This window comes from Phaeovulum sp. W22_SRMD_FR3 (assembly GCF_052113705.1).
Taxonomy (GTDB): Bacteria; Pseudomonadota; Alphaproteobacteria; order Rhodobacterales; family Rhodobacteraceae; genus JBGQOG01.
On sequence record NZ_JBGQOG010000001.1, the window covers coordinates 373,648 to 398,850 of the forward strand.

At 65.9% G+C, this 25,203-nt stretch carries 31 protein-coding genes; 14 read left to right on the forward strand and 17 right to left on the reverse strand.

The window, feature by feature from the left end:
- The first annotated feature begins 2 nt into the window (after positions 1-2).
- The gene (locus ACEN2S_RS01745; protein ID WP_441861535.1) at positions 3-971 is read left to right on the forward strand and encodes a DUF817 domain-containing protein; all 969 of its coding nucleotides are present in this window, start codon (positions 3-5) and stop codon (positions 969-971) included.
- Here the strand turns inward: ACEN2S_RS01745 and ACEN2S_RS01750 are convergent.
- A complete protein-coding gene (locus ACEN2S_RS01750) occupies positions 968-1,339 on the reverse strand; it encodes a hypothetical protein (RefSeq protein WP_441861538.1) in 372 nt (123 codons plus the stop codon). The two genes, ACEN2S_RS01745 and ACEN2S_RS01750, sit on opposite strands and share 4 nt — an antisense overlap.
- A 138-nt stretch (positions 1,340-1,477) precedes the next feature.
- Between ACEN2S_RS01750 and ACEN2S_RS01755 the strand changes: the two genes are divergently transcribed.
- A complete protein-coding gene (locus ACEN2S_RS01755) occupies positions 1,478-2,242 on the forward strand; it encodes an alpha/beta fold hydrolase (protein ID WP_441861541.1) in 765 nt (254 codons plus the stop codon).
- On the opposite strand, the gene ACEN2S_RS01760 is transcribed toward ACEN2S_RS01755, so the two are convergent.
- Together ACEN2S_RS01760 and ACEN2S_RS01765 are read right to left on the reverse strand one after the other, a co-directional pair.
- Positions 2,239-2,418 (reverse strand): hypothetical protein, encoded by a 180-nt coding sequence (locus ACEN2S_RS01760; protein WP_441861543.1) that lies wholly within the window; start codon positions 2,416-2,418, stop codon positions 2,239-2,241. The two genes, ACEN2S_RS01755 and ACEN2S_RS01760, sit on opposite strands and share 4 nt — an antisense overlap.
- 75 nt (positions 2,419-2,493) lie before the next feature.
- On the reverse strand, positions 2,494-2,808 hold the full coding sequence (locus tag ACEN2S_RS01765) for a hypothetical protein (protein ID WP_441861546.1): 315 nt from the start codon (positions 2,806-2,808) through the stop codon (positions 2,494-2,496).
- A 141-nt stretch (positions 2,809-2,949) separates the two neighbouring features.
- Here ACEN2S_RS01765 and ACEN2S_RS01770 point away from each other — a divergent pair, with 141 nt between their 5' ends.
- Together ACEN2S_RS01770 and rbsD are read left to right on the forward strand one after the other, a co-directional pair.
- Positions 2,950-3,096 (forward strand): entericidin A/B family lipoprotein, encoded by a 147-nt coding sequence (locus tag ACEN2S_RS01770; protein ID WP_441861549.1) that lies wholly within the window; start codon positions 2,950-2,952, stop codon positions 3,094-3,096.
- 164 nt (positions 3,097-3,260) lie between these two features.
- A complete protein-coding gene (gene rbsD, locus ACEN2S_RS01775; RefSeq protein WP_441861552.1) occupies positions 3,261-3,638 on the forward strand; it encodes a D-ribose pyranase in 378 nt (125 codons plus the stop codon).
- Between the two features lie 45 nt (positions 3,639-3,683).
- On the opposite strand, the gene lepA is transcribed toward rbsD, so the two are convergent.
- Positions 3,684-5,483 (reverse strand): translation elongation factor 4, encoded by a 1,800-nt coding sequence (gene lepA, locus ACEN2S_RS01780; protein WP_441861555.1) that lies wholly within the window; start codon positions 5,481-5,483, stop codon positions 3,684-3,686.
- A gap of 252 nt (positions 5,484-5,735) precedes the next feature.
- On the opposite strand from lepA, the gene ACEN2S_RS01785 reads away from it, so the two are divergent.
- Positions 5,736-5,924, forward strand: a complete 189-nt coding sequence (locus ACEN2S_RS01785) for a heavy-metal-associated domain-containing protein (RefSeq protein ID WP_441861558.1) — start codon at positions 5,736-5,738, stop codon at positions 5,922-5,924.
- Between the two features lie 175 nt (positions 5,925-6,099).
- Positions 6,100-6,408: a hypothetical protein gene (locus ACEN2S_RS01790; protein WP_441861560.1), complete on the forward strand. Its 309-nt coding sequence runs from the start codon at positions 6,100-6,102 to the stop codon at positions 6,406-6,408.
- 123 nt (positions 6,409-6,531) lie between these two features.
- On the opposite strand, the gene queE is transcribed toward ACEN2S_RS01790, so the two are convergent.
- The 7 genes from queE to ACEN2S_RS01825 all read right to left on the reverse strand — a co-directional run bounded on the left by queE (position 6,532) and on the right by ACEN2S_RS01825 (position 10,986).
- A complete protein-coding gene (gene queE / locus ACEN2S_RS01795) occupies positions 6,532-7,257 on the reverse strand; it encodes a 7-carboxy-7-deazaguanine synthase QueE (protein ID WP_441861563.1) in 726 nt (241 codons plus the stop codon).
- Entirely contained in the window at positions 7,254-7,610 is a 357-nt protein-coding gene (queD, locus tag ACEN2S_RS01800; protein WP_441861565.1) for a 6-carboxytetrahydropterin synthase QueD, read from the reverse strand. Before queD ends, queE begins: the two co-directional genes overlap by 4 nt.
- Positions 7,610-8,320, reverse strand: a complete 711-nt coding sequence (gene queC / locus ACEN2S_RS01805) for a 7-cyano-7-deazaguanine synthase QueC (protein ID WP_441861568.1) — start codon at positions 8,318-8,320, stop codon at positions 7,610-7,612. The genes queD and queC overlap by 1 nt, the downstream gene beginning before the upstream one ends.
- 198 nt (positions 8,321-8,518) lie before the next feature.
- Positions 8,519-9,055 carry a copper chaperone PCu(A)C gene (locus ACEN2S_RS01810; protein ID WP_441861571.1) on the reverse strand — a complete coding sequence of 179 codons (537 nt, stop codon included), beginning with the start codon at positions 9,053-9,055 and terminating at the stop codon, positions 8,519-8,521.
- A 38-nt stretch (positions 9,056-9,093) separates the two neighbouring features.
- Positions 9,094-9,456 carry a hypothetical protein gene (locus tag ACEN2S_RS01815; protein WP_441861573.1) on the reverse strand — a complete coding sequence of 121 codons (363 nt, stop codon included), beginning with the start codon at positions 9,454-9,456 and terminating at the stop codon, positions 9,094-9,096.
- Positions 9,457-9,818: 362 nt separating this feature from the next.
- A complete protein-coding gene (gene rpmB / locus ACEN2S_RS01820) occupies positions 9,819-10,124 on the reverse strand; it encodes a 50S ribosomal protein L28 (protein ID WP_441861576.1) in 306 nt (101 codons plus the stop codon).
- 157 nt (positions 10,125-10,281) lie between these two features.
- Positions 10,282-10,986 (reverse strand): ArsR/SmtB family transcription factor, encoded by a 705-nt coding sequence (locus tag ACEN2S_RS01825; RefSeq protein WP_441861579.1) that lies wholly within the window; start codon positions 10,984-10,986, stop codon positions 10,282-10,284.
- A gap of 112 nt (positions 10,987-11,098) precedes the next feature.
- Between ACEN2S_RS01825 and ACEN2S_RS01830 the strand changes: the two genes are divergently transcribed.
- Positions 11,099-11,428, forward strand: coding sequence for an NIPSNAP family protein (locus ACEN2S_RS01830; protein WP_441861582.1), 330 nt, complete (start codon positions 11,099-11,101; stop codon positions 11,426-11,428).
- On the forward strand, positions 11,425-11,787 hold the full coding sequence (locus ACEN2S_RS01835) for an antibiotic biosynthesis monooxygenase family protein (RefSeq protein ID WP_441861585.1): 363 nt from the start codon (positions 11,425-11,427) through the stop codon (positions 11,785-11,787). Before ACEN2S_RS01830 ends, ACEN2S_RS01835 begins: the two co-directional genes overlap by 4 nt.
- A gap of 50 nt (positions 11,788-11,837) precedes the next feature.
- Here ACEN2S_RS01835 and meaB read toward each other — a convergent pair whose 3' ends face one another.
- Positions 11,838-12,818 carry a methylmalonyl Co-A mutase-associated GTPase MeaB gene (gene meaB / locus ACEN2S_RS01840; RefSeq protein ID WP_441861588.1) on the reverse strand — a complete coding sequence of 327 codons (981 nt, stop codon included), beginning with the start codon at positions 12,816-12,818 and terminating at the stop codon, positions 11,838-11,840.
- A 136-nt stretch (positions 12,819-12,954) separates the two neighbouring features.
- On the opposite strand from meaB, the gene ACEN2S_RS01845 reads away from it, so the two are divergent.
- Positions 12,955-13,722 (forward strand): DUF3108 domain-containing protein, encoded by a 768-nt coding sequence (locus ACEN2S_RS01845; protein WP_441861591.1) that lies wholly within the window; start codon positions 12,955-12,957, stop codon positions 13,720-13,722.
- Between the two features lie 6 nt (positions 13,723-13,728).
- Positions 13,729-16,191: an ATP-dependent helicase HrpB gene (hrpB, locus tag ACEN2S_RS01850; RefSeq protein WP_441861593.1), complete on the forward strand. Its 2,463-nt coding sequence runs from the start codon at positions 13,729-13,731 to the stop codon at positions 16,189-16,191.
- 59 nt (positions 16,192-16,250) lie between these two features.
- On the opposite strand, the gene ACEN2S_RS01855 is transcribed toward hrpB, so the two are convergent.
- The 5 genes from ACEN2S_RS01855 to ACEN2S_RS01875 form a co-directional block, all read right to left on the reverse strand.
- Positions 16,251-16,742, reverse strand: a complete 492-nt coding sequence (locus ACEN2S_RS01855; RefSeq protein WP_441861596.1) for a DUF1993 domain-containing protein — start codon at positions 16,740-16,742, stop codon at positions 16,251-16,253.
- 172 nt (positions 16,743-16,914) lie between these two features.
- Positions 16,915-17,655 carry a hypothetical protein gene (locus ACEN2S_RS01860; protein ID WP_441861599.1) on the reverse strand — a complete coding sequence of 247 codons (741 nt, stop codon included), beginning with the start codon at positions 17,653-17,655 and terminating at the stop codon, positions 16,915-16,917.
- A 276-nt stretch (positions 17,656-17,931) separates the two neighbouring features.
- Positions 17,932-18,858, reverse strand: a complete 927-nt coding sequence (gene argF / locus ACEN2S_RS01865; protein WP_441861602.1) for an ornithine carbamoyltransferase — start codon at positions 18,856-18,858, stop codon at positions 17,932-17,934.
- A 237-nt stretch (positions 18,859-19,095) separates the two neighbouring features.
- On the reverse strand, positions 19,096-20,277 hold the full coding sequence (locus tag ACEN2S_RS01870) for an aspartate aminotransferase family protein (RefSeq protein WP_441861605.1): 1,182 nt from the start codon (positions 20,275-20,277) through the stop codon (positions 19,096-19,098).
- Between the two features lie 353 nt (positions 20,278-20,630).
- Positions 20,631-21,419, reverse strand: a complete 789-nt coding sequence (locus tag ACEN2S_RS01875; RefSeq protein ID WP_441861845.1) for an ABC transporter permease — start codon at positions 21,417-21,419, stop codon at positions 20,631-20,633.
- Between the two features lie 241 nt (positions 21,420-21,660).
- On the opposite strand from ACEN2S_RS01875, the gene ACEN2S_RS01880 reads away from it, so the two are divergent.
- The 4 genes from ACEN2S_RS01880 (at position 21,661) to ACEN2S_RS01895 (ending at position 25,110) form a co-directional block, all read left to right on the forward strand.
- Complete coding sequence (locus ACEN2S_RS01880) at positions 21,661-22,341, forward strand: GcrA family cell cycle regulator (RefSeq protein ID WP_441861607.1); 681 nt, start codon at positions 21,661-21,663, stop codon at positions 22,339-22,341.
- Between the two features lie 79 nt (positions 22,342-22,420).
- Positions 22,421-23,803 (forward strand): 30S ribosomal protein S12 methylthiotransferase RimO, encoded by a 1,383-nt coding sequence (gene rimO, locus ACEN2S_RS01885; protein ID WP_441861610.1) that lies wholly within the window; start codon positions 22,421-22,423, stop codon positions 23,801-23,803.
- 109 nt (positions 23,804-23,912) lie between these two features.
- Positions 23,913-24,407 carry a CAP domain-containing protein gene (locus tag ACEN2S_RS01890; RefSeq protein WP_441861613.1) on the forward strand — a complete coding sequence of 165 codons (495 nt, stop codon included), beginning with the start codon at positions 23,913-23,915 and terminating at the stop codon, positions 24,405-24,407.
- 193 nt (positions 24,408-24,600) lie between these two features.
- Positions 24,601-25,110 carry a CAP domain-containing protein gene (locus ACEN2S_RS01895; protein WP_441861616.1) on the forward strand — a complete coding sequence of 170 codons (510 nt, stop codon included), beginning with the start codon at positions 24,601-24,603 and terminating at the stop codon, positions 25,108-25,110.
- Positions 25,111-25,203 lie beyond the last annotated feature (93 nt).

Sequence of the window (25,203 nt, forward strand, 5' to 3'; positions counted from 1 at the left end):
CATTGCAGGGTGACCCCAAAGGCGCCCGGTCTGACAAGGACCGGGCGCCCGCATTTCCAGCCACAATTCCCGATCCGGCCCCCGAAAGCCGCCTGAACCGCCCCAACGCCACCCGCGCGCTGGAGCGGCGGCTGGGCGACCGGGTCCGCGCACGCCTGCCGCACTGGCTGGGCGAGCTGGTGATGTTCGTGCTGAAACAGGGCTGGGCCTGCCTCTTTGGCGGGTTGATGCTGGGCGCGATCATCCTCAGCAAGCTGATCTGGCAGCCCGATTGGGCGCTGGCGCGGTATGATGCGCTGTTCATTTTTGCCGTGGCCACACAGGCCATATTCCTCCTCTTCCGGCTGGAGACTCTGGCCGAGGCGCGGGTGATCCTGCTCTTTCACCTGACCGGCACCGCCATGGAGATCTTCAAGGTCGACGCGGGCTCGTGGGCCTATCCGGAAGCGGGGATGTTCAAGATCCTGCAGGTGCCGATGTTCTCGGGCTTCATGTATGCCGCCGTGGGCAGCTATATGGCGCGGGTGATCCGCCTCTTTGAGATGCGCTTTGCCCCCTATCCGCCCTTTGCCGCGACGCTGGTGCTGGCGCTGGCGATCTATGTGAACTTTTTCAGCCATCACTTTCTGCCCGACATCCGGCTGGCGCTGTTCGCGGCAACCATCGTGATGTTTGCCCGCACCCGGATCTGGTTCCGGCTGGCGCATTGGTACTGGATGCCGCTGCCGCTGGCGGCGTTTTTCTCCTCCGTCGCGCTGTGGATTGCCGAGAATATCGGCACGCTGACCGGCACCTGGGCCTATGCCGGGCAGGCGGTGTGGGAGCGGGTCAGCTTTGCCAAGATGGGCAGCTGGTACCTCTTGCTCTATGTCAGCTTTGTCACCGTGACGCTGGTGCTGCGGCAGGTCACGCACCGCCATCCGCTGACCCGCGCTGATCTCGCCGAAACCTCAGACGAGCGCGCGGGTTAAAGCAGCCCGCGCCAGACCAGCACGCCGAGCAGCGCCGCCCCGATCACCACCAGCCCGAAGGCGATGGAGGCGGTGATGCCGAGAAGATGGCCGCGCAGCCGTGCGCCCTGCCCCAGCGGCTTGAGATAGGTCACGCAAAGATCATAGGCCGCCGAGACCTGCTCGGCATCCATCCGCATCGCCAGCCGGGGATTGGCCGCCAGCTGCTCCGCCTCGGCCAGAAGGGTCGCCGCTTGCCGCACCTTGCGCGGCAGAGCCCGGCCCCTGGCGGCGAGCTTGGCCTGCAGGCCCCGCCCCCGCGCGCCCAGACGCTGCTCCATCAATCCCGCCACGCGTTCCGTCATCTGATGCAAGGTTGTGGGATTCATGCGGGCTCCTTTGTGGCGGCAACCTAGCCTGCGGCACCGGCGCAGGCAACGGTTTTGGGCGGGCCGCACCGGCGGCGGATGCGCGTTGCGGGGTTTTCGCCACTGGCGGTCCTGCCGGGGCTAAGTTACGCTGAAGCCATGCTGAATATTGTGATTCACGGTGAACCCACCGACGCCCCGCCCCTGTTGATCGTCCCCGGCCTCTTCGGCTCTGCCCGCAATTGGGGGGTGATCGCGCGCCGCCTGTCCGACGACCGGCAGGTCATCGCGGTGGACATGCGCAACCACGGCGACAGCCCCTGGTATCCCGGCCACAGCTATGCCGATCTGGCGGGCGATCTGGCCGAGGTGATCGAGGCGCATGGCGGCCGCGCCGCCGTGCTCGGCCATTCGATGGGGGGCAAGGCCGCGATGCAGCTGGCGCTGACCGAGGGCGATCTGGTGGCGCAGCTGATCGTGGCCGATATCGCCCCGGTGGCCTATCGCCACAGCCAGAACCCGATGATCGACGCGATGGAAGCCTTGGATCTGACCGGGCTGAAACTGCGCTCGGAGGCCGATAAGCGCATGGCCGAAACGATTGACGAGCCGGGGGTGCGCGCCTTTTTGCTGCAATCGCTGGATCTGACCCAGACGCCGCCCCGGTGGAAGCTGAACCTGCCGGTGCTGCGCGCCTACATGGATCAGATCACCGGCTGGCCGCAGACGCCGGGCCAATACACCGGCCCCTGCGACATGATCTATGGGGCGCAATCGCATTATGTGCGCCCCGAAGCGCATGACGGGATCCTCGCCCAGTTCCCCAAGGCCCGCTTTACCGCCATCGAAGGCGCGGGCCACTGGCTGCATGCCGACCGCCCGCGCGAGTTCGAAGCCGCCCTGCGTGTGGCGCTTTCGTCCTAGGCGAGGAGCCGCCGGGCGACCAGCCAGCTGAGCGGCACGGCGAGGAGAGCCCCCGCCGCCGCGCCGATCAGGATCGGCTCTGCCCCGTAGTGGCCGGTGCTGAGGGCCATCACGACACCGGACCCGGCCAGGGCACTGCCGGCGAGCGAATAGATGATTGAGAACAAGCGAACCATGGTGAACTCCCCGTTGACCAGGATGGGTGACAACTCACCCTGACCACGGCGCGGCCACGGTTTCCTTGATCTATGTCAGCAGCGCAGCTGAAAGCGGGCCTCGCCCGTATCGCCGGGCAGCCCTGTGACAATTGCGCCCGGAATCACCCGACAGCCCGAGGCCTGCTCTGCCGCGCGGGCCATCAGGGCGGGCACCGGCGCGCGCTCTGCCCGCGTCAGATAGCCGTGGCGGATCACCTCGGCGCTGGTCTCCCGGGTGAAGACGGTGAAGGAGATCCCCTCCAGCACCACCTCCTGCCGGGCCGCGCCAAAATACTGTGGCGCAGGCGAGGCACAGGCGGCCACAAGGCCGGTGATCAGACCCAGAATGAGGCGGATGAAAGGGCGCATCCCGGCAGCTTGCGGCGGCAATATTAACGAATCGTTAACCTCACTGGTCACGCCGCGGATCGGCCTTTGAAAAAAGTGCCTGTGTCAGGGAACCACTCCCCCGGCCCCGCGTTGACGAAATGAACGCCACAGGAGCTTATCATGACCCGCACCATTACCGCCTCTGCCCTGATCCTCGCCATGTTTGCGCTGACCGCCTGTGAGACGGTCAAAGGCGCCGGCCGTGACATGCAGTCGGCTGGCAGCACGATCACCACCGAGGCCGCGAAAACCCAAAACGACATGTAAGCGTCGGATCAATCCCCACGCGTTCTCCCTGCGCGTGCATCCGGCCATAACGGGTGACAGGCGGACATCCCCAACGCCGCCGCCCCGTTTTAACAGCCCCAGCCACAGAGCGTGGCGGGGGCTGTTTCTTTATGGCAAGGTCGCGCAAACCGCAGGAGAACAGAATGAAAAAAGGCCCCTTGCTGAATGCGCAACTCTCGGCGCTGATCGCCCGGATGGGACATGGCGACATGCTGGTGATCGGCGATGCCGGACTGCCGGTGCCGCCCGGCGTGCCCTGCATTGATCTGGCCGTCAGCCCCGGCCTGCCCGGCATCATGCCGGTGCTGGCCGCCGTGCTGAGCGAATTGCAAGTGGAGGAGGCGGTCATCGCCGAAGAGGCCAGCCCCGCCCTCGCCGCCGCCTTCCACGCGCAGATCCCCTGCGAGGCGATCAGCCATGACGCGCTGAAGGAACTGTCCGCGCAGGCGCGCGCGGTGGTGCGCACCGGGGAATTCACTCCCTATGCCAATATCGTGCTGAAAAGCGGCGTGGTGTTCTGACGGCGCCAGATGTGAAACGGGGCGCCCTGAGGCGCCCCGAATGTCTTAGCTGTCCATCTTGAGGGCAGAGATAAAGGCGGTCTGCGGGATCTCGACCTTGCCGAACTGCCGCATCTTCTTTTTCCCGGCCTTCTGCTTCTCCAGCAGCTTTTTCTTCCGCGTCACGTCGCCGCCATAGCATTTCGCGGTCACGTCCTTGCGCATCGCGCTCAGGGTTTCGCGGGCGATCACCCGCGCGCCAATCGCCGCCTGGATCGGAATCTTGAACATATGCCGCGGGATCAGCTCTTTCAGCTTTTCCACCATTGCCCGGCCGCGCGCCTCGGCCCGGTCGCGGTGCACCATGATCGACAGCGCATCCACCGGCTCATCGTTCACCAGGATCGACATTTTCACAAGGAAATCCTCGCGGTAGCCCATCATCGTATAGTCAAAGCTGGCGTAGCCCTTGGTCACCGATTTCAGCCGGTCGTAGAAGTCAAACACCACTTCGGCCAGCGGCAGGTCATAGACCACCATCGCGCGGCTGCCCGCATAGGTCAGATCCATCTGGATGCCGCGGCGGTCCTGACAAAGCTTGAGCACATCGCCCAGATACTCATCAGGCACCATGATCGTCGCCTTGATCCGCGGCTCTTCGATATGGTCGACATAGGTCAGATCGGGCATATCGGCGGGGTTGTGCAGATCGCGCACCTCGCCGTCACGCATATGCAGCTTGAACACCACCGAGGGCGCGGTGGTGATCAGATCGAGGTCATATTCCCGCTCCAGCCGGTCGCGGATCACCTCAAGGTGCAGAAGACCGAGGAAGCCGCAGCGGAAACCAAAGCCCAAAGCCGCCGAGGTCTCCATCTCCGAGGAGAACGAGGCATCGTTCAGCGAGAGTTTCTCAATCGCTTCCCGCAAAGCCTCAAAATCGGCGGCATCCACGGGGAAGAGACCACAGAACACCACCGGCTGCGCCGGTTTGAAGCCCGGCAGCGGCGTGGTGCAGCCCTTGCGCTCATGGGTGATCGTGTCGCCCACACGGGTGTCACGCACCTGTTTGATCGAGGCGGTGAACACGCCGATCTCGCCGGGCCCGAGCTCCGCAATATCCACCATCTGCGGCTTCAACACAGCCAGCTTGTCGATGCCGTAAACCGCATCGGTCTGCATCATCTTGATCCGGTCGCCCTTGCGCATCACGCCATCCATGATGCGCACCATGACGACAACGCCCAGATAGCTGTCATACCAGCTGTCGACCAGCATCGCCTTCAGCGGTGCATCGCGGTCGCCCTTCGGCGCGGGCAGACGGGTGACGATGGCTTCCAGCACATCCGGAATCCCCAGACCCGACTTGGCCGAGATCGGAATCGCATCGCTGGCGTCAATGCCGATCACATCCTCGATCTGCTGCTTGACCCGGTCGGGCTCGGCGGCGGGCAGGTCGATCTTGTTCAAGACCGGCACGATCTCATGCCCGGCATCCACCGCGTGATACACGTTGGCCAGCGTCTGCGCCTCGACCCCCTGCGACGCATCCACCACCAGCAACGAGCCCTCAACCGCCCGCATCGAGCGGCTGACCTCGTAGGCAAAGTCGACGTGGCCGGGGGTGTCGATCAGGTTCAGGATATAGGTCTTGCCATCCTTCGCCGGATATTCGATCCGCACGGTGTTGGCCTTGATGGTGATCCCGCGCTCCCGCTCGATGTCCATGCTGTCGAGCATCTGCGCCTTCATGTCGCGCGCAGCCACCGTCCCGGTGAGCTGAATCAGCCGGTCGGCGAGGGTGGATTTTCCGTGGTCGATATGGGCCACGATCGAGAAGTTGCGGATGAGATCAAGCTGGGTCATGAGGCGCCGTATAGCCTTTCCCCGTTGACCGGGGAAGGGGGTATCCGCGCGAACTGAAATGCCTCTTGCACCGGGCCTTGCGGGGCCGCTTTCGGGCCCCGGCCTGCACCAGATCACGCATCTCCGGCCGGGCCGCAACCCGGACCCCAGAGCAGGCGCGGCCGGGACCGCTGAGCCCGTTTGTTTCCCGCCGTCACCGGTTGACGTTTTTCACCGCAGCGCGCAATCATCCGGGAAATAAGGAGTGCCCGAATGATCCTTTCCGTTCCCGACATGAGCTGCGGCCATTGCAAAGCGGCCATCGAATCTGCCATCGCGGCAGTCGGGTCGCGCGCCAAGGTGGACCTTGAAGAAAAGCTGGTCGAAGTGTCCGGCCTGCCGGAATCCACCGTGCTCGCCGCGCTCAAAGGCGCAGGGTACCCGGCCACGGTGATCGGCTGACCCTGCATCTGGGGTTCAGGCGCCCCGATGACCCGCGAAATGTGGTAGCACCCGCCGCAATGCGCGACAAATGGCGCGTTCCCATCGCAATCAATTGAAAATTGTTGCGAGAATCGTCATAATCACGTGCAAATGAGCGCGCGGCAACAAGCCGTGCCGGTTGAGAGGCAGAGCCATGAAGAAATCCCTGTTCGCAGCAGTGTTGCTGCTCGCATCGCCCCTTGCAGCACCGGCCTTTGCGGGTGCCATCGACAACGCCTGCATGAGCGCGGGCCGCGCCGGGGCAAATCGTGCCCTTTGTGGCTGCATCCAGCAGGTTGCCGATCAGGCGCTGAGCCGTTCCGATCAACGTCGCGCCGCAAAATTCTTCAAAGACCCTCACATGTCGCAAGAGGTTCGCCAGTCGGACCGCGCCAGCGATGAAGCCTTCTGGCTGCGCTACAAGCAATTCGGCGACCTGGCCGAGGCCTATTGCGCAGGCTGATCCCCCGCAACAGCGGGACCGCCAGCCGGTCTCGTTTTCTTCTTGGTCCAAATACCTCGGGGGAGGCGCCGCAAGGCGACGGGGGCAGCGCCCCCTCTATACAGCAGAGCACAATGCCGCCCCTCAGACCCCGCGCTTGTTCCCCCAGAGCAGCACATGCAGCTGCGGCAGGATGCGCGCCGTGAACCACTGATCCGCCAGCGCGCGGCTGACCAGCCAATCCATCCGCCCGATGATCCCGTCCATGTCGATCCGGGCATCCTCCGCTTCGGGCGGCGGCGGCGTATGGTTGCCCGGCTGCAGCACCAGCGGCAAATCCGGGTAGCGCAGCGACACATCCCGGGCCCAGAGGTAATCCGCCTCGTCAAAAACCACGATCTTCAACACCCGCGCCGCGGTGCCCGCGGCCCGCAGGCAGGCCTCGAACCGGCCCCAATCGGGGGTCTCGCCCGATGAGGGAGGCTTTGGGCTCAGCACCAGCATGGCCAGGTCGGCAAACCAGTCCTGCGCCACCGACCCCTGGGTTTCGAGCGCAAAACCATAGCCCTCGGCCCGGCCCCTGGCGATCAGCGGGCCGAAATCCTGAATCGCCGGATTGCCACCGGAGATCGTCACCACCAGGGGCACCCCGCCCGACAGCGCCGCGATCTGCTGCCAGATCTCCTCGGTTTGCATCACCGCCCATTCGTGCCGCCAGGCGCTGTCAACGGCGTGCAGGCTGTCGCACCAATGACAGCGGTAGTCACAGCCCCCCGCCCGCACAAAAACCGTGGGTTGCCCGATCAGCGCACCCTCGCCCTGAATCGTCGGGCCGAAAATCTCGGCGATCCGCAAGCTGACCCCGCTCATGGCCGGTACTCGGCCCAGGTCTTCGGCGTCTCCGACACCCGCATCGCCGACACCTGAGGCCAACGCGCCCGCGCCCATTCAAACAGTGCCCGCGCCAGCACTTCAGAGGTGACGCCGTCATGGCCGAACACCTCATTCAGATGCCGGTGGTCAAGCCGGTCGTCAATATAGGCCTTGAACGGGGCAAGCGCCCGATAATCCAACACAAACCCATTCTCATCGAGCGTTTCGGCGGCCAGTTCGACCTCGACGATATAGTTGTGCCCATGCAGACGCGCGCAGGGGTGATCATCCGGCAAATGGCACAGCTGATGCGAGGCGGAAAAGGCGAATTGCTTGGTAATCCGGTACATCAGCCCCGTGCCTCCCGCGCCGCGCGCGCCACCGCATCGCGCCAGAAGTCGGGATCCTCGTAGACCGTCGGGTCCGGCACGCCCGCGAGGTGGAAGGCTTCGCGCCGCTCGACACAGGTGCCACAGCGGCCGCAATGCAGCGCGCCCCCCTTGTAGCAGGACCAGGTCTCGGCAAAGGGCGTGTCATGCAGGGCACCCGCCGCGACAATCGCCGCCTTCGGCAGCTCAACGAACGGGGTATAGAGACGGACCGAGGCATAGCCATCCAGCGCCGCCGCCTGCATATCATTGAACGCCTTGGCAAAAGCCGGGCGGCAATCGGGATAGATGAAATGGTCGCCACCATGCACGGCCGTCGCCACCGCATCCGCCCCGCGCGCCGCCGCAACACCAAAGGCAATCGACAGCATGATCGCATTGCGGTTCGGCACCACCGTGCTGCGCATTGTCTCTTCGGCATAATGCCCATCGGGCACTTCGCCCGCCCCGGTCAGCACCGAGCCGGTCAGCTCAGCCCCGATCGCGCGCATGTCGATGCAGATGAACGGCACCGACAGCCGCTCGGCGCAGGCGCGGGCAAAGGTCAGCTCCTTGGCGTGACGCTGGCCATAATCGAAGGAAACCAGCCCCATCAGGCTGTATTCCGCCGCAATCATATGGGCCAGCGACACCGAATCGAGTCCGCCGGAGCAGACGACCAGTGTTTTCATATCCGTTGTCCTTGTTTTGAGATGCCGGGTAGGCTGCGACCGGCGCCGGATCATTCCGACAGTTTCATGTAGCGTTCCGGAGGGCCGGAGAAAAGTACCTTTACCTGCGGGGAAGGCATGGGGCGGACACAATGGCGTAACTTTGCCCTGCGGCCACGGCGAAGCGGCATGGTTCCGCCCCCTGCCCTCTCGTCCAGGTCAATTTCCGGTCATGCCCGGCATCGCGCTGTGATCCATATGCCCCGGCGCCATCGCGTCCGGCATCCCCTTTTGCATCCTGGCCAGATCGGCGGTCAGCACGACGGGCATGGAAACGGTGATCGCCCCGGCATGTTCAAAGGTCAGGGTCACATCGACCGCATCACCGCTGTTCAGCGGCGCTTTCAGGCCCAGGAACATGATGTGATCGCCGCCGCTTTCCAGCGCATGCTCGGCCTGCGGGTCAATGACAATGCCATCGGGCATCGGCAGCATGCGCATCATTCCGTTCACATCCACCTTGTTGGTGTGCAGCTCGGCGCGTTCTGCCAGGTCGGTCTTGGCCGAGAGCAGGCGATCGGACTGGTCCGCTGCATTGGCGATCGTCAGGAACCCGGCCGCGGTTTTGGCCCCCGGAGTTGAAATGCGGATCATCGGCGCGCTGATCTGCACCGCAGCCTCGGCCATCGCCATACCGGCGCAAGCAAGTGAGAGCGCGACCGTCGCGACGGCCGTCAGAGAAAAACGAAAAGTCATGTCTGTTCCTTTGGTTGGTGGTTTGGTCTGCGCGAGGGTCAGGCCACCAAAGGGGGCGCGCGGGCGCGGGCAACAGGCAGGCTGCGGCCCTGTCCCCGGCGCCGCGACGGCGCCACGTCACGGCGCAGCTGCGTGGTGGGGCGCTGCCAGTGCGGGGGATGCAGATCAAGCGCCGCGAGAAGCGTCAGCGCCATATCGGGGCACAGATGCGCCGTTCCCCGCGGCTGCCCCTCCGGCCCGCCCGACACGGGAGTGATCGCCGCGCCGGAACACAGGATGATTTGCCCGGCCAGCATCGTCTGGCCCCGCGCGACGGCCGCAGACTCGCTGGTCAGTGCCAGAAGCAGCGCCATGGCCAGGGCCAGGACAGACCGCGCAAAGGGGGCAAACCGGACATTCATCCGCCTGTCCTAGCGCAGAAAACTCCGCCTGCAAACGCGCAATCTGGCCGCAGCCTTCCTGAGAGAGGGGCACTTGTCCGCGGAAGGCGGCAAACCATGGCCCGCCATCGCGCAACGCCGCACCCGCCAAGCGTCGGAAGGAGGGCGCCCGCGCTCCGGCTCCCCGCAGCGGCCCCGGCAACCGGAGGCGCGGCAGATCGGGCCGACCACGGGCCAAACGGGCTGGCCCGGCAATATTCGGCCCCAAACCCGGGCCTCCAACACGGGCCCTCCAAAACCGGGCCTCAAGCCTGGGCATCACACATGGAAAAACCCCGCCGAAGCGGGGCTTTTACGATCTGAGCGAAAGCCCGGACGCGCGATTACGCGGCGTCTTGGTCTTTTGCAGCGTCCTGCGCTTTCGCGAGGGCTTTTTTGATTTTCAGCGCGTTGCCCGACAGTTCAACGTCTTTGGCTTTCGCGAGGAAGGCGTCCAGACCACCGCGGTGATCCACCGAACGCAGAGCTGCGGCCGAGATGCGCAGCTTGTACGACTGGCCCAGAGCGTCCGAGATCAGGGTGACCTCGTTCAGGTTGGGCAGAAAGCGGCGACGCGTCTTGTTGTTCGCGTGGCTTACATTGTTGCCCGACATCGGGCCTTTGCCGGTAAGTTCGCAGACGCGCGACATGGCTCAATCCTTCGTTTCCTCGGGTCGAAATGCCCGACATCCATACCATCAATGGGCACCGCAATGGCAGGGCCCGAATTCCGTTGGGGCGAGATACGGGGAATGACCGCCCGCGTCAAGCGATTCATTACGCCCTTATGACGCTTGCGCGGTTGTTTTACCGTGGTTTCGCCCCGATGGGAAAGGCCTGCGCGAATCCGCGCCGCCCTTCGGGGGTAAATATCAGCGCCCGGCTGTCGGGTTTTTGCGCCGCCCAGTGGCGCGCCAGAATCACCGACAGAAAGGCCCGGCCCAGCCGCCCGCCGAGATGGCTGCGCCGCATGCTCCAGTCAAGGCATTCACGGCACAGCGGCCCGCGTCCGCCCTCCAGCGCCGCCAGATCCACCCCGAAGCCGGTGGCGAATTCGCGCCCCGGCGCGGTCAGCATCAGCCCCTGCGGCGCCAGCGCCAGATAGCCCCGCGCCATCAGACTGTCATAAAGCGCCACCCCCTGCGCGCCTGCCAGGTGCCGGTAGCAGCTGCGCGCCTCACGCAATGCCGGGTCTCGTGGGCCGGGGCGCGGCGGACGGCCCGCCCCGCCCTGCGGCGCGGCGGCCAGCCCCATCATCGCTTCCAACAGATCCGCCACCTGATCCGAGGCGAGGCTGAGATATTTGTGCCGCCCCTGTTTACGCGCCGCGATCAGCCCGCCCGCCTCCAGCTGCGCCAGATGGGAGGAGGCGGTGGGCAGGCCCAGCCCCGCCACCGCGGCCAGCTCGCCCACGCTCAGCGCCTGCCCGCGCATCAGCGCGCCCAGCATCAGCGCCCGCGCCGGGTCGCCAATCAATGCGCCAAGGCGCGCGATATCAGGTCCATCTGTCATCCGCCCATCCTGCAACGGCCCCTTCCGCAATGCTTCGATGCTGACCGAAGCATGTCCGCGCCACAAGCGGCGATAAAGCCCCGGCACGACCCAAGCGCCGAAAGGAAAGACCATGCTGACCTGCATCATCCGCTATCAGATCGACCCCTATCAGACCGAGGCCTTCGCCGACTATGCCCGCAACTGGGGGCAGGCGATCCCGCGCTGTGGTGCCGATCTCATCGGCTATTACGCCCCGGCAGAGGGCTCGGCCACTCTTGCCTATGGCATCTACACTCTGCCCTCGCTGGCGGCCTATGAGGACTACCGCGCCCGGTTGCGCGAAGACCCGCTGGGGCGCGAGAATTACGCCTATGCCAAGGCGCAGCGCTTTATTCAGCGCGAAGACCGCACCTTTCATACGCTGGTCTCTGCCCCGCATGCGCCGCTGGTGGCCCGATGATCGCGGTAATCTTTGAGGTCTGGACCAAGCCCGAGATGCACAGTGAATATCTCGCCCGCGCCGCCAGCCTCCGGGCGGAACTGGCCACCGTGCCGGGTTTCATCTCGGTCGAGCGGTTCGAAAGCCTGTCGGAGCCGGGCAAGATCCTGTCGCTGTCCTTCTTCACCGATGAGGCGGCCGTGGCCGATTGGCGGCAACGGACAGCCCACCGCGCCGCGCAATCCGCCGGACGTGGTACGGCGGAAAGCAGCGCGATCTTTGAGGATTACCGCCTGCGGGTGGCCGAAGTGCAGCGCGATTACGGACTGCGCGACCGCGATCAGGCGCCCGGGGACAGCCGCGCCCGCCATAGCGCCTGAAAGCGCTTGGCGCGAGAGCGCGTGGCCTGAAACCACTGCCGCGCGGCAGATCAGCCGCGCGCCAATCCCGCCAGCACCTCGGCCGCCGCGGCGCCCGGGGCCTGTTGCCCGGCCTCAACCGCTGCCCCCAGCGCCGCCATCTGCGCCCGCAAGGCGGGATCGGTGCGCAGCCGTGCCAGCATGCCGTCCCGCACCTCGGCCTCAAACCAATGGCGGGCCTGTTCGGCGCGCATCCGGGCGAAATGCCCTTCGGCCCGGCGCCATTCGGCCAATTCCTGCATCTGCGCCCAGGCCTCGGTCAGCCCCTGATCCTCCAGCGCCGAGACTGGCAGCGCCTTGGGAAAGCCCGCCGGGTCCTGCGGCCGCTTGCGCAAGAGCCGCAGCGCGCCCGCATAATCGGCCACCGTGCGCAGGGCGGCGGATTTCAGATCGCCATCGGCTTTGTTGACGAGGATCAGATCCGCCATCTCCATGATGCCGCGCTTGACGCCCTGCAACTCATCCCCCCCCGCCGGAGCGAGCAGCAGGATGAAAAGGTCGGCCATTTCCGCCACCAGCGTCTCGGACTGGCCCACCCCCACCGTCTCGATCAAGACCACGTCAAAACCCGCCGCTTCACACAGGCTCACCGCCTCGCGCGTGCGCCGCGCCACACCGCCCAGATGCGTCTGGCTGGGCGAAGGGCGGATGAAGGCGCGCGGATCGCGGCTCAGATGCTCCATCCGCGTCTTGTCGCCGAGGATCGAGCCACCCGAGCGCGCCGAGGACGGGTCGACCGCCAGCACTGCCACCCGCAGCCCCTGCCCGGTCAGATGCAGACCAAAAGCCTCGATAAAGGTGGACTTGCCCACGCCGGGCGTGCCCGAGAGGCCGATGCGCAGCGCCTGCCGCCCGGCGGGGGCGAGGGCGGCCAGCAGCGCGGTTGCCTGCGCGCGGTGATCGACGCGCCCGCTTTCGACCAAAGTGATCGCCCGCGCCAGCGCGCGGCGGTCGCCATTCAAAAGCAGGGATGCCTGCGCGGGAATATCCATGATCAGCCTCGGTCTGTGACAGAACCGTCAGAATTCGTGAGTGGTTTCCGGCTTACTTGCCCGCCCGCCGCCCTATATGTCCAGAGCCAAGACCCGGAACCCCGGGTATTTTCCATCGCTGCCGCAAGGAGCCCCCATGCAACCGGTTCAAACCCGCCGCCCCCGCGCCCCGCTGACCGCCGCCCTTCTGGCCGGTCTGCTGGCGCTCGGCCCCACCCTGCCCGCCCGGGCCGCCGACCAGACAGATCAGATGAGCTTTGACCTCGTACTCAAAGGGCTGACCGCCGGTCGGCTGACCATCGACGGCAAGACCGAGGGCAATGGCTATGCCGCCGTCGGCACGCTGCAAAGCACCGGCATTCTCGCCTGGGTCAAGAAAATCCGCTACGACGCTTCGGTCTCGGGCCGGGTCTCGGGCAGCGGCAGTTCGGCGCGCTTCACACCGGTCAGCTATTCCGAAAAGGCCGATACCGGCAAACGGCAATCCGAATCGGTGATGGCCTATAAGGCGGGCGTGCCGCAGGTAAAGGTCTACAATCCGCCGCGCGCCCCGCAAAAGGGCGATGTCGACCCCGCCAAGCAGGGCGGCACCGTGGATCCGCTGAGCGCCCTCTTCATCACGCTCCGCGATATGCCCGCCGATCAGGCCTGCAACCGCAGCCTGACCCTGTTTGACGGCAAGCGCCGCTCGCAGGTGGTGCTGGGCGCGCCTGTCGTGGCGGGTGACGGGCTGGCCTGCGCCGGAGAATACCGGCGGCTTGAGGGGTTCTCGGCGGATGAAATGGCCGAAAAATCGCGCTTTCCCTTCCAGCTGGCGCTGAGGCCCGCCGAGAACGGCATGATGCGGGTGGATGAGGTGTCGATGGACACGCTCTATGGCAAAGGCGCACTGAAACGGCGATAAGGCGGCGTGACCGATAAAAGCCTGCCCATAGATGATGCGCTGCCCGCGCTGATCCGCGCCGTGACCGACACGGGGCGGGCCGTCCTCATGGCGCCGCCGGGGGCAGGGAAAACCACGCGGGTGCCGCTGGCGCTTCTGCCACATGTCACCGGCCGCATCCTGATGCTGGAGCCGCGCCGTCTGGCCGCCCGCGCCGCCGCCGAACGCATGGCCGAGACCCTGGGCGAGCCTTTGGGCCAGACCGTCGGCTACCGGATCCGGGGCGAGGCCAAGGTCTCGAAAGCCACCCGCATCGAAGTGGTGACCGAGGGGATTCTGACCCGGATGCTGCAATCGGACCCCGAGCTGGCGGGCGTTGGCTGCGTGATCTTTGACGAATTCCACGAACGCTCGCTGAATGCCGATCTCGGGCTGGCGCTGGTCTGGGAGGCGCGCGGCGCGCTGCGCCCCGATCTGGCGCTGGTGGTGATGTCAGCGACGCTGGATGCGGGACCGGTGGCCGCACTTTTGGACGATGCCCCCATCGTCACCTCGGAGGGGCGCGCCTTTCCGGTGGAAACCCGCTGGCTTGGCCGCCCTCTGGCCCCCGGCCTGCGGCTGGAGGCAGCGGTGGCGGCGCAGATCACCGAAGCCGTGGCAGATACCGAGGGCACCCTTGGCGGCATCCTCGTCTTCTTGCCGGGCGAGGGCGAGATCCGCCGGGTGGAGGGCCTGTTGAAGGGCCGCCTGCCCGCGCATGTGGTGGTGCGCCCCCTCTTTGGCGCGATGGAATTTACCGCCCAGCGCGCGGCAATCGGCCCCGCCCCCGCCGGACAGCGCAAAGTGGTGCTGGCCACCTCCATTGCCGAGACCTCGCTGACGATCGAGGATGTGCGGGTGGTGGTGGATGCAGGCCGCGCCCGCCGCGCCCGGTTTGACCCGGCCTCCGGCATGGCGCGTCTGGTGACCGAAAAGGTCAGCCGCGCCGAGGCGGAACAGCGCCGGGGCCGCGCGGGGCGGGTGGCCGAGGGCCTCTGCTACCGGATGTGGACCAAGGGTGAAGAGGGCGCGCTCGCCGCCTTTGCGCCGCCCGAAATCGCGGTTTCTGACCTTGCCGGACTGGCGCTGGAGCTGGCCGTCTGGGGCTCGGACGGCGCCGATCTCGCCTTTCTCACGCCACCGCCCGGCCCGGCATTGGCCGAGGCCCGGGCGCTGCTTCGCGGTCTCGGCGCGCTCAATGCGCAGCATCAAATCACCCCGCATGGCCGCGCTTTGGCCGCCCTGCCCACCCATCCCCGGCTGGCGCATATGCTGGTGGTGGCGGGCCCCGAGGCCGCCCCGCTCGCTGCCCTTCTGGCCGAGCGCGACCCGCTGAAGGGCGCGCCCATCGACCTCTCGCTGCGTCTCTCTGCGCTGCGCGACCCCAAACGCTATGAGAGCGATCACCCCTGGCCCCTGCACCGCGGCACGCTGGAGCGCATCCGTGAGGAGGCCCGCCGCCTCGCCCGCATGGTCACCGCCCCGCGCGAGAGCTATTCCCCCGCCGAAATGGCCGCCCTCGCCTATCCAGACCGCATCGGCCTGCGCCGCAAAGGCGAGGCGCCGCGCTTCATCCTCTCGGGGGGCAAGGGTGCGGTGGCGGCCGAGGGCGATCCTTTGGCGGGTGCCCGGCTGCTCGTGGCCACCGATCTTGACGGCGACGCGCGCGAGGCACGGCTGCGGCAGGCGATTGCCCTGCCCGAGGCCTCCCTGCGCCGCCTTTATGGCGATCAGATCGGCTGGCAGGATGTTTGCGAATGGTCAAAACGCGAAGGCCGGGTGCTGACGCGCAAACAGGAGCGTTTTGGCGCGCTGGTCCTCGATGACCGCATCTGGTCCGACGCGCCAGGCGAGGCCACCGCCCGCGCGGCGCTGGACGGCATCCGCCAGATCGGCCTCACCCTGACCGAAAGCGCGCGGCGCTTCCGCGCCCGGGTCGAGCTTTGTCGGGCGGGCGGCAGCGATCTGCCGGATTTCACCGATCAGGGGCTGATGGAGCGCGCCGAAGATTGGCTGCTGCCCTATCTCGGCAAACGCCGGACCGAGGCCGATCTGCGCAGCATGGATGTGACCGAAGCGCTGAAAAACGCCCTTGATTGGGAGCAGCAACAGCTGCTTGATCGTTTGGCCCCCGCCCATTTCACCACGCCTCTGGGGCGCAAAGTGCCCATCGACTATGAGGGCGAAGCGCCGGGGATCGAGACCCGGCTGCAAGAGCTGTTTGGCGTCACCACCCATCCGGCGGTGGGGCCGAACCGGCTGCCCCTGCGCATCACCCTTGTCTCGCCGGGCGGCAAGCCGGTGCAGGTGACGATGGATCTGCCGGGATTTTGGAAGAACTCCTATGCGGATGTGCGCAAGGACATGCGCGGGCGCTATCCACGCCACCCCTGGCCGGAAGACCCGACCGAGGCCGAGCCGACACTGCGCGCGAAACCCCGCGGCACCTGACGGCCCGGCCCGTGCGGGTCAGGCCCCCAAAGGTCAGAAACAACGCTCCGGGCTCGGGCTCAGCCCCCCATGAAATCGGCCTTGCCCAGCACCACGCCGTTATGGCGCAGGATGTTGTAGGCGGTGCTCATGTGGAAATAGACGTTCGGCAGCACGAAATAGGAAAGATATGCCGCGCCGGAAAACTTGCGCTCTGCCCCGGCCACTTTCAGCGTGATCTCGCGGCTCTCGGCCCCCTGCAATGCCTCTGCCGAAAAACTGCCGACATAGTCTTTTGCCGCCGAAATCCGCGCCTGCAGGCCTGCGAAATCGGTCTCGGTATCGGGAAAGCTCTTTGGCTCTGCGCCCGCCAGACGCGCCACGCCACGTGCCGCGAAATCGCAACTCAGCTGAACCTGACGGATCAGCGGGAACATGTCGGGAAACAGCCGGCAGCCCAAGAGGACAGCGGGATCGATCTTTTTATCGGCAGCATGCGCCTCGGCCTTGCGCAACACGCCGGAGAGGGCGGTCAGGCCGTGCAGGAAAACAGGAACGGATTGGTCGTACATCATCGCCTCTGGAGAGTTACCCCGTTGATGCCGGCGGCCCGGCGGAACATCCGGTGCCGCACCGCATGGCGCGCAGCAACCCGAACCGGCGCACCCTGCGCCGGGACCGTTTGCACGGCAAGTGGGGCCTGCCGCACAGCCCCGCCCGCCCCCTGTGCAATGATGCGAAAGCTCAGCGTTTGTGGATCACCGCCACCTGATCGCGGCGGGTCTTGTTATAGCCCACCTGAAACAGGAAACAGCCCGAGATATCGGCACGAAGGGCGCTGAACTCGGCCTGCATCGCGGGGTCCTGATGCACGAAAGCACCCGTTTCGGAATAGCTGCGAAAGAGGGCTGCCGTCTTGGTGATGCCTTCACGCTCATAAGTGGCGGGCTGCCAGCGCAGATCCTCGATAATGTAGAGCCCGCCGGAGGCCAGCCGCGGGAACAGTTCAAGAAAGGCAAATTGCTGATGATGCGAGGCATGGGAGGCATCGTCGATGATCACTTCCATCGGCGGCAGGGCGGCCGTGGCCGCGCGGATCGCGTCGCGCCGATCCATGTCGCAGCGGGTAAAGACAAAGCGCGGGTCCTCAAACCAGCTGAAATCCGACACGTCGAGGCCGTGTACCTTGGCCTTGGGAAAAAACTCCAGCCACATCCGGACCGAGGGGCAGTCGGTTGTGGTGCGGTCGGCGCTGTGGCCCAGCTCTGGCCCGCCAATCTGCAACCCCATCTCCAGAAAATTGAAGGCGCGGTCGCGGTAGGGCAGGAACAACAGCTGATAAAGCTCGGCATAGCGATGCTTGGCCGAGCCCTTGTCAGAGCCGTAACGGTCCGCAAGATCGGTCAGGTTGACCTGCCCGCGCCCCACCCGAAGCGCCGCCGGAAAGCGCCGATGCGGATCTGCCTGCGGCAAGGCGGTATCCATCGCCGACCGCCTGTCTTCTGCGCAGATCTCTTTCAAGCCCCGAACCTCCAAACTCAGGAGGCTTAATCATCGCCAATATTACCTAAGAAAACCTTTGGACACGCGCGCCTCCGGTGGCGTCCGCGCGTTGGAAGCGAGGGGGATTACCCCCGCGATACCCGCACGACAAAGGGCATGGGCGGCAAAATGCGCGACGGATAGGCCGCCCGGAACGAAAAAGGGCGCGCATGCTGCGCGCCCGATCCTGGCGATTTACGCTTGCCAGTTGCGGTCTTTTCAGACCCCAAGACACCAGCGCATCACCGCCTTTTGTGCATGCAGACGGTTCTCGGCCTCGTCGAAGATCACCGAATTCGGCCCGTCCATCACCGCGCTCGTCACCTCATCATTCCGATGCGCGGGCAGGCAATGCATGAACAACGCATCCTTGTTCGCCTGAGCCATCAGCGCCTCGTTCACCTGATAGCCGCGCAGCTGGTTGTGGCGCCGCTCCTTGGCCGATTCCGGATCATGCATGCTGACCCAGGTATCGGTGACCACCAGATCCGCCCCCTGCACCGCCTTGGCCGGGTCGCGCTCGATCTGCACATCCACGCCTTTGGAGCGGGCAAAATCCACCCATTCCTGCTCGGGATCCAGCGTCGGCGGGCCGGTGAAGGTGAAATCAAAGCCGAATTGCCCCGCTGCATGCAGGAAGCTCGCGCAGACGTTGTTGCCATCGCCCGACCAGACCACTTTCTTGCCACGGATCGGGCCGTGATGCTCTTCATAGGTCATGATATCGGCCATGATCTGGCAGGGATGCGTGCGGTTGGTCAGCCCGTTGATCACCGGCACCGTCGCATGCTCGGCCATTTCCTGCAGCGTCGCCTCTTCAAAGGTGCGGATCATGATCAGATCGACATAGCGCGACAGCACCCGCGCGGTATCGGCAATCGTCTCGCCATGACCCAGCTGCATTTCCTTGCCCGAGAGCACCATGGTCTGCCCGCCCATCTGCCGCACGCCAACGTCAAAGGAAACGCGGGTCCGGGTCGAGGGTTTCTCAAAAATCAGGGCCACCATGCGGCCTGCCAGCGGCTGCTCATCATCCGGCGTGCCTTTCGGGCGGCCGCCACGGGCGTCTTTCATGGCGCGCGCCTGATCGATCATGCTGCGCAGGGCTTCGGGCGAGGTGGTGTGAATGTCGAGAAAATGGGTCATCGGTCGGTCTTTCGAAACGGGCGGGGTTGGGGTTGCCCCCGGGCCTTTGGCCATTCCCCCCCGGGGAGAACGCGGCATCAAGATTGCCGACGGGTCAAATCGAGCGTCACGCCGGAACGGCGCGGGTCGGGACATCAGCCAAATCGTCGCCAGGCCCGCTCGGCGCGGGCGCCATCGGGGCGCGGGGCATTTTGCCCCCGCCCCGACAGGACGCCCTGCGGCGCCGGATGATCTGCCTCAGCCCGCATGCGCTTCAAGCGCCGTCGCCGCCCGGTCGAGCCGCGCCACCGCCTCGGCCAGATCGGCATCTTCGATGTTCAGCGCGGGCAAGAGCCGCAGGACGTTTTCCGCCGCGGGCACCGTCAGCACCTCTGCCGCATAGCCCGCCTTGACCACATCCACCGGGGCGATCTTGCATTTCAGCCCCAGCATCAGGCCCTGGCCCTGCACCCCTTCAAACACCGTCGGATGCGCCGCGACCAGCCCTTCCAGCTTTTGCCGGAACAGGCCCGCCTTGCGCCCGACTTCCGCAAGGAAGGCAGGATCCGAGACGATCTCGGTCACTTTCAGCCCCACGGCACAGGCCAAAGGATTGCCGCCATAGGTCGAGCCATGCGTGCCCGCCACCATGCCGGAGGCGGCATTCTCGGTCGCCAGCACCGCGCCCAGCGGGAAACCACCGCCGATGCCCTTGGCCACCATCATGATATCCGGGTTCACCCCGGCCCATTCATGCGCGAACAGCCGGCCCGAGCGGCCCATGCCACATTGCACCTCGTCAAAGATCAGCAGCGCGCCATTGGCATCGCAAAGCGCACGGATCTCTTTCAGATCGGCATCCGGCCAGACCTTGATCCCGCCCTCGCCCAGAATCGGCTCCAGCATCACCGCGGCCGTGTCGGGACCAATGGCATCTTTCAGCGCGGCCAGATCGCCCCAGGGCAGCTGCGTAAAGCCCGGCATCAGCGGGCCAAAACCCTTGATCATCTTATCCCCGCCCGAAGCGGCAATCGCCCCGGTCGAGCGGCCATGGAACGAGCCCTGGAAGGTCAGGATATGGCTGCGTTCCGCATCGCCCTTCTCGTAATGGTATTTGCGCGCCATCTTGATGGCGAGTTCGGCAGCCTCGGTGCCGGAATTGGTGAAAAACACCGTATCGGCAAAGGTCAGCCCGACCAGCGCATCCGCCAGTTTCTTTTGCCCCGGAATTTCATAGAGGTTGGAGACATGCCAGAGCTGCCCCGCCTGCTCGGTCAGCGTGGCCACCAGTTCGGGGTTGGCATGGCCGAGCGCGTTGACCGCGATGCCCGCGCCCAGATCCAGGAAGCGGCGGCCGTCATCGGTGGTCAGCCAGCTTCCCTCGCCGGACACAAAGGCCAGGGGCGCGCGGTTATAGGTGGGCAGAACGGAAGCAATCATCGCAAGTCTCCGAGAGGAAGGCCAAATGGGTGCACCGCGCCGGGGGTCGAGTCAACGCTTTCGCAAGGCGGCAGCGTGATTTAGGCGCGGAAGGGGGGTATTTTGGATGGGCGCGGCTGCCGGTGGGGCATGGCCGCAAGAGATCAGGCGTCAGGCGCGGGGCGCACGACGTCGGGGACGGGCAATAAGGGCGGTCCGGGTGATCATGGCGATTGCGTAGCGGGCTGCCCCCCCGTTGTAAAGTCTGTTTTGACACGCGCCGCAGGTGAGCCTCGGCCGTCACCCAAAAGCGACAGCTTGGCCGACGCGACCCGGCCCTGCGGCCCCGATCCGTCCCGCGCCCCGCCACGGCCTCAGGGTTTCATGCGAAAGCCGGATTTCAGCCAGCTCCAGGCCAGCGCCAGTACGGCGAAGGTCACGCCGCTGCACACAAAAAGCCCCCGGACCGGATCGGCATCCGAGACGCCCAGAATGCCGTACCGCGCGCCATCGATCAGGTAAAACACCGGATTCCAATGCGTCAGCGTGTGAAAGAACGGCGGCAGCACGTCTGCCGAGTAAAAGGTACCCGACAGGAACGACAAAGGCGTGACGATGAAGTTGGTGATCGCCGCCATCTGGTCAAATTTATTGGCCCAGATCGCCGCCAAAATCCCCAGACCCCCCAAAAGGATCGCACCCAAAGCCACAAAGCACAGCGCCCAGAGCGGATGCGCAATCCCCTGCCCCAGCGCCACGCCCATCACGAGGCCGATCACCATCGCCACCATCAGGCTGCGCGCCAGCGCCCCCGCCAGATAGCCCAGCAGGATCTCGCTCGCCGAGAGCGGCGGCATCAGCGTGTCGACGATATTGCCCTGCACCTTGGCGATCACGATGGAGGACGAGGTGTTGGCAAAGGCGTTCTGGATCACCGTCATCATCAAAATGCCGGGACCGATAAAGTTGAGGTACGGTACGCCCATCACCGCCGCGCGGTCCGCGCCGCCAAAGGCCAGCGCGAAGACCGTGAGGAACAGGGCAGCGGTCATCAGCGGCGCCAGCAGCGTCTGCTGCCAAACCGCCAGAAACCGGGCGATTTCGCGCCGCGCCAGCGTGGCGGTGCCCAGCCAGTTCACCCGGCCAAACCGCCGCACCCCCATCTGCCGGGATGTCCCGCTTCGGCTGGTTTTCGCCGCTTCCGCCGCCACCGGCTCTGCGCCCTGACGCTTTGCGCCGAATTCTGGTCCGCTCATTGCTGGCTTCTCCTTGATTTCGCGCCGCTGCGCTTGTATCTCAACCCGTCCCGCATAAAATAGGTGCGGAACGAGAATTACCAGTGCCCGGGGCAAGTCCCCCGCGCATACAACACCCCGTTCGCGGGGGGAAAGCGGAAAGGCAGCCATGTCCTGGACCGATGAGCGCGTCGAAACGCTGAAGAAGATGTGGGCCGAAGGTCAGTCGGCCAGCCAGATTGCCAAGGAGCTGGGCGGCGTGACGCGCAATGCCGTGATCGGCAAAGTGCACCGTCTGGGCCTGTCGAACCGTGTGGGCGGCGCACCCGAACCGGTGGCCGTGGCTCCCGGCAGCGCCAAGCCGCGTGTGCCTGACGCCACGATGGAGGCGCCCGAGGTGGAAACCCCGCGCGCCGAGCCGCGGATTGAACCGCGCGAAGCTCCGCGTGCCGCCGCCGCGCGGCCCGAGCCGGAAGAAGCCCCGCGCGCACCGCGTGCCGAGCCCGCCGCCGAGCCGCGGGTGAGCGCCGCACCGCGGGTGGAAGCCGCGCCCGCCGTGGTGCCGCTGCGCAAACAGATCGTGCCCGCAGGCCAGCCGCTGCCGCCGCAGCCCTCCGCCAATGAGATCAGCCCCGAGGCTCTCGCTTCGGTGCGCGAAGTCGAAAAGCGCGCGAAGAAGCTGAACCTGATGGAGCTGACCGAGCGGACCTGCAAATGGCCGATCGGCGATCCGGCCACCGACCATTTCTGGTTCTGCGGTCTGCCGAGCCAGCAGGGCAAACCCTATTGCGAAGCGCATGTCGGCGTGGCCTTCCAGCCGATGAGCGCGCGCCGCGACCGTCGCCGCTGAGGCGGCCCACGGGACGAGATCCATTTCGAGACAGGGCGGGCCTCCGGGCCCGCCTTCGCCTTTGCGAAAGTAGCCACAGATGAGCCAGAACCCGCCGAACCTCCGCCCCGATCTGGCACCTGCACCGGTGTTTGACGCGACCCGCCGCGCGGGGCAGCCGACCATCGGCATGGTCAGCCTGGGCTGTCCGAAAGCGCTGGTCGACAGCGAGCGGATCCTGACGCGGCTGCGCGCCGAAGGCTATGCGATCTCGCCCGATTATCAGGGCGCGGATGCGGTCATCGTCAACACCTGCGGCTTTCTCGACAGCGCCAAGGCCGAAAGCCTGGAGGCGATTGGCGAAGCTCTGGCCGAGAATGGCAAGGTCATCGTCACCGGCTGCTTGGGCGCAGAGCCCGAGTATATCACCGGCGTGCATCCGAGCGTTCTGGCGGTCACCGGCCCGCATCAATATGAGCAGGTGCTCGACGCCGTACATGGCGCGGTACCGCCCTCGCCGGATCCGTTCATCGACCTTCTGCCCGCCACCGGTGTCAGCCTGACGCCGCGGCATTACAGCTATCTGAAGATTTCCGAGGGCTGCAACCACGCCTGCAAATTCTGCATCATCCCCGACATGCGCGGCAAGCTGGTCAGCCGCCCCGTCCATGCCGTGCTGCGCGAGGCGGAAAAGCTGGTGGAGGCGGGGGTCAAGGAACTCCTCGTCATCTCGCAGGACACTTCGGCCTATGGTCTCGACCGCCGCTATGACACGCATCCCTGGAAGGGGCGCGAGGTGCGCAGCCACATCACCGATCTCGCGCGTGAACTCGGCCAGTTCGGCGCCTGGGTGCGGCTGCATTACGTCTATCCCTATCCGCATGTGCGCGAGCTGATCCCGCTGATGGCCGAGGGGCTGGTGCTGCCCTATCTCGACATTCCGTTCCAGCACGGCCACCCGGATGTGCTCAAGCGCATGGCGCGGCCCGCGGCCTCGGCCAAGGTGCTGGACGAAATCGCCGCCTGGCGCGCCACCTGCCCCGATATCACCCTCCGCTCAACCTTCATCGTGGGCTATCCCGGTGAAACTGAAGCCGAATTCCAGTATCTGCTGGACTGGATGGACGAGGCGCAGCTCGACCGGGTTGGTTGCTTCCAATATGAAAACGTCGCCGGGGCCCGCTCGAACGCGCTGCCCGATCATGTGCCCGATGAGGTGAAGCAGGAACGCTGGGACCGCTTCATGGAAAAGGCACAGGCGATCTCCGAGGCGAAACTGGCGGCCAAGGTGGGGTTGCAGATGCAGGTGCTGGTGGACAGTGTCGATGCCGAAGGCGCCACCTGCCGCACCAAGGCCGATGCGCCCGAGATCGACGGCAACCTCTTCATCGACGAGGGATTCGAGGCGCTGAAACCCGGTGATCTGGTCGAGGTTACCGTGGAAGAGGCGGGCGAATACGACCTCTGGGGCCGAATCAATTAAGGTTTTCGGCTGAATTTTCGGCATTTGCCGCATTTTCGCCCCGATACCGGCCCGGACCTGCCGCAGCGGCGCGGTTATCTGCCTTCATTCGCAAGTGGATGGAGGGCAGATGTTCGAGACCATATCCTGGCGCCTGATGGCGCCCACGCTGCTGGCCGTCGGCCTGTTGACGATTGGCCATGCCCGCGCCGCGCAAGTCTGCGGTGGCGCCCCGAAGCTGGTGAGCGAAAGCATGTTCAACAGCGTCAACGCTGCCCGCAAGACCGCCGGACTGCCCGCGCTGAAGGAAGACCGGAAACTGGCGCGCGCGGCACAGGAACATGCCTGCGATATGGCCAAGAACGGCTATTTCGCGCATCAGGATCTGCAGGGCCGCAATGTGATGAAACGCGTGCGCGCCGAGGGCTATCGCAGTTGTGTCGCCGCGGAAAACCTCGGCTTTGGCTGGCGCACGGTGGATCAGGTGATGAAAGACCTGATGAACTCGCCGCATCACCGCGAGAACATCCTGCGCCGCTCGGTCAAGGCGATCGGCATCGGCTATGTGCCGCCGACCAATGGCCAGGGCCCCTGGTGGGTGCAGGTTTTCGCCGACCCCTGCTGAGGGCACCGGCAAGCCGCCGCCGCCGCTGACGCGCGCGCTTGCAAATCGCGCGCTTCTGGCGATTGATGGGGCGTCCTCAGCGGAGCGCCCGATGCCTGTCCACCTCCCACTGCCCCTGCATGGCGACTGCGCCCCATGCCGCATGACCCATCTCGACACGGCCGCGCAGCCGCGCTGGCGCGGAGCTGCGTGCATGGCCGCGTTCGGTCTCGCACTCACCCTCGCCCTGCCGGGCGGCACCCGTGCAGAGACAACGAGCGCGGCCCAGCTGACATTAACCGCATCGTCTTCGGGCACCTGCCCGATGCCCACGGCCGAGATCCAGAACAACATGCTCGCCGCGGTGAATGCCCAGCGGGCGGCCAAAGGGCGCGCACCGCTTGCGCTGGAGCCTGCGCTGATCCGCGCGGCACAGCTGCATGCCTGCGACATGGCCACCCACGGGTTTTTCGGCCATACCGGCAGCGCTGGCACCAGCCCGATGCGGCGGGTGAAAGATCAGGGCTACAAGAACTGCATCGTTGCCGAGAACATTGCCCTCGGACAGGCCGATGTCGCCCAGGCGATGCAGAGCCTTCTGGCCTCGCCCGGTCACCGCACCAACATCGAGCGTCCCCGGGTGCAGCGGGCGGGCTTTGGCTATCTGCCCAGGATCAATGGCGCGGGGCCCTGGTGGGTGCAGGTCTTTGCCCGCCCCTGCTGAACGCGTCGCCCCCCACCCGCAACGGGCAGGCATCGCGGCGTCAACCGGGCCAGATTTCACCATAAAGACAGGGGCTGGCGCGCGCCGCCCCCT

Bases quoted from the DNA above. Each gene is read 5' to 3' on its own strand.
- ACEN2S_RS01750 (WP_441861538.1), bottom strand. From the start codon at position 1,339: ATGAATCCCACAACCTTGCATCAGATGACGGAACGCGTGGCGGGATTG.
- ACEN2S_RS01755 (WP_441861541.1), top strand. From the start codon at position 1,478: ATGCTGAATATTGTGATTCACGGTGAACCCACCGACGCCCCGCCCCTG.
- ACEN2S_RS01760 (WP_441861543.1), bottom strand. From the start codon at position 2,418: ATGGTTCGCTTGTTCTCAATCATCTATTCGCTCGCCGGCAGTGCCCTG.
- ACEN2S_RS01765 (WP_441861546.1), bottom strand. From the start codon at position 2,808: ATGCGCCCTTTCATCCGCCTCATTCTGGGTCTGATCACCGGCCTTGTG.
- ACEN2S_RS01770 (WP_441861549.1), top strand. From the start codon at position 2,950: ATGACCCGCACCATTACCGCCTCTGCCCTGATCCTCGCCATGTTTGCG.
- rbsD (WP_441861552.1), top strand. From the start codon at position 3,261: ATGAAAAAAGGCCCCTTGCTGAATGCGCAACTCTCGGCGCTGATCGCC.
- lepA (WP_441861555.1), bottom strand. From the start codon at position 5,483: ATGACCCAGCTTGATCTCATCCGCAACTTCTCGATCGTGGCCCATATC.
- ACEN2S_RS01785 (WP_441861558.1), top strand. From the start codon at position 5,736: ATGATCCTTTCCGTTCCCGACATGAGCTGCGGCCATTGCAAAGCGGCC.
- ACEN2S_RS01790 (WP_441861560.1), top strand. From the start codon at position 6,100: ATGAAGAAATCCCTGTTCGCAGCAGTGTTGCTGCTCGCATCGCCCCTT.
- queE (WP_441861563.1), bottom strand. From the start codon at position 7,257: ATGAGCGGGGTCAGCTTGCGGATCGCCGAGATTTTCGGCCCGACGATT.
- queD (WP_441861565.1), bottom strand. From the start codon at position 7,610: ATGTACCGGATTACCAAGCAATTCGCCTTTTCCGCCTCGCATCAGCTG.
- queC (WP_441861568.1), bottom strand. From the start codon at position 8,320: ATGAAAACACTGGTCGTCTGCTCCGGCGGACTCGATTCGGTGTCGCTG.
- ACEN2S_RS01810 (WP_441861571.1), bottom strand. From the start codon at position 9,055: ATGACTTTTCGTTTTTCTCTGACGGCCGTCGCGACGGTCGCGCTCTCA.
- ACEN2S_RS01815 (WP_441861573.1), bottom strand. From the start codon at position 9,456: ATGAATGTCCGGTTTGCCCCCTTTGCGCGGTCTGTCCTGGCCCTGGCC.
- rpmB (WP_441861576.1), bottom strand. From the start codon at position 10,124: ATGTCGCGCGTCTGCGAACTTACCGGCAAAGGCCCGATGTCGGGCAAC.
- ACEN2S_RS01825 (WP_441861579.1), bottom strand. From the start codon at position 10,986: ATGACAGATGGACCTGATATCGCGCGCCTTGGCGCATTGATTGGCGAC.
- ACEN2S_RS01830 (WP_441861582.1), top strand. From the start codon at position 11,099: ATGCTGACCTGCATCATCCGCTATCAGATCGACCCCTATCAGACCGAG.
- ACEN2S_RS01835 (WP_441861585.1), top strand. From the start codon at position 11,425: ATGATCGCGGTAATCTTTGAGGTCTGGACCAAGCCCGAGATGCACAGT.
- meaB (WP_441861588.1), bottom strand. From the start codon at position 12,818: ATGGATATTCCCGCGCAGGCATCCCTGCTTTTGAATGGCGACCGCCGC.
- ACEN2S_RS01845 (WP_441861591.1), top strand. From the start codon at position 12,955: ATGCAACCGGTTCAAACCCGCCGCCCCCGCGCCCCGCTGACCGCCGCC.
- ACEN2S_RS01855 (WP_441861596.1), bottom strand. From the start codon at position 16,742: ATGTACGACCAATCCGTTCCTGTTTTCCTGCACGGCCTGACCGCCCTC.
- ACEN2S_RS01860 (WP_441861599.1), bottom strand. From the start codon at position 17,655: ATGGATACCGCCTTGCCGCAGGCAGATCCGCATCGGCGCTTTCCGGCG.
- argF (WP_441861602.1), bottom strand. From the start codon at position 18,858: ATGACCCATTTTCTCGACATTCACACCACCTCGCCCGAAGCCCTGCGC.
- ACEN2S_RS01870 (WP_441861605.1), bottom strand. From the start codon at position 20,277: ATGATTGCTTCCGTTCTGCCCACCTATAACCGCGCGCCCCTGGCCTTT.
- ACEN2S_RS01875 (WP_441861845.1), bottom strand. From the start codon at position 21,419: ATGGGGGTGCGGCGGTTTGGCCGGGTGAACTGGCTGGGCACCGCCACG.
- ACEN2S_RS01880 (WP_441861607.1), top strand. From the start codon at position 21,661: ATGTCCTGGACCGATGAGCGCGTCGAAACGCTGAAGAAGATGTGGGCC.
- rimO (WP_441861610.1), top strand. From the start codon at position 22,421: ATGAGCCAGAACCCGCCGAACCTCCGCCCCGATCTGGCACCTGCACCG.
- ACEN2S_RS01890 (WP_441861613.1), top strand. From the start codon at position 23,913: ATGTTCGAGACCATATCCTGGCGCCTGATGGCGCCCACGCTGCTGGCC.
- ACEN2S_RS01895 (WP_441861616.1), top strand. From the start codon at position 24,601: ATGGCCGCGTTCGGTCTCGCACTCACCCTCGCCCTGCCGGGCGGCACC.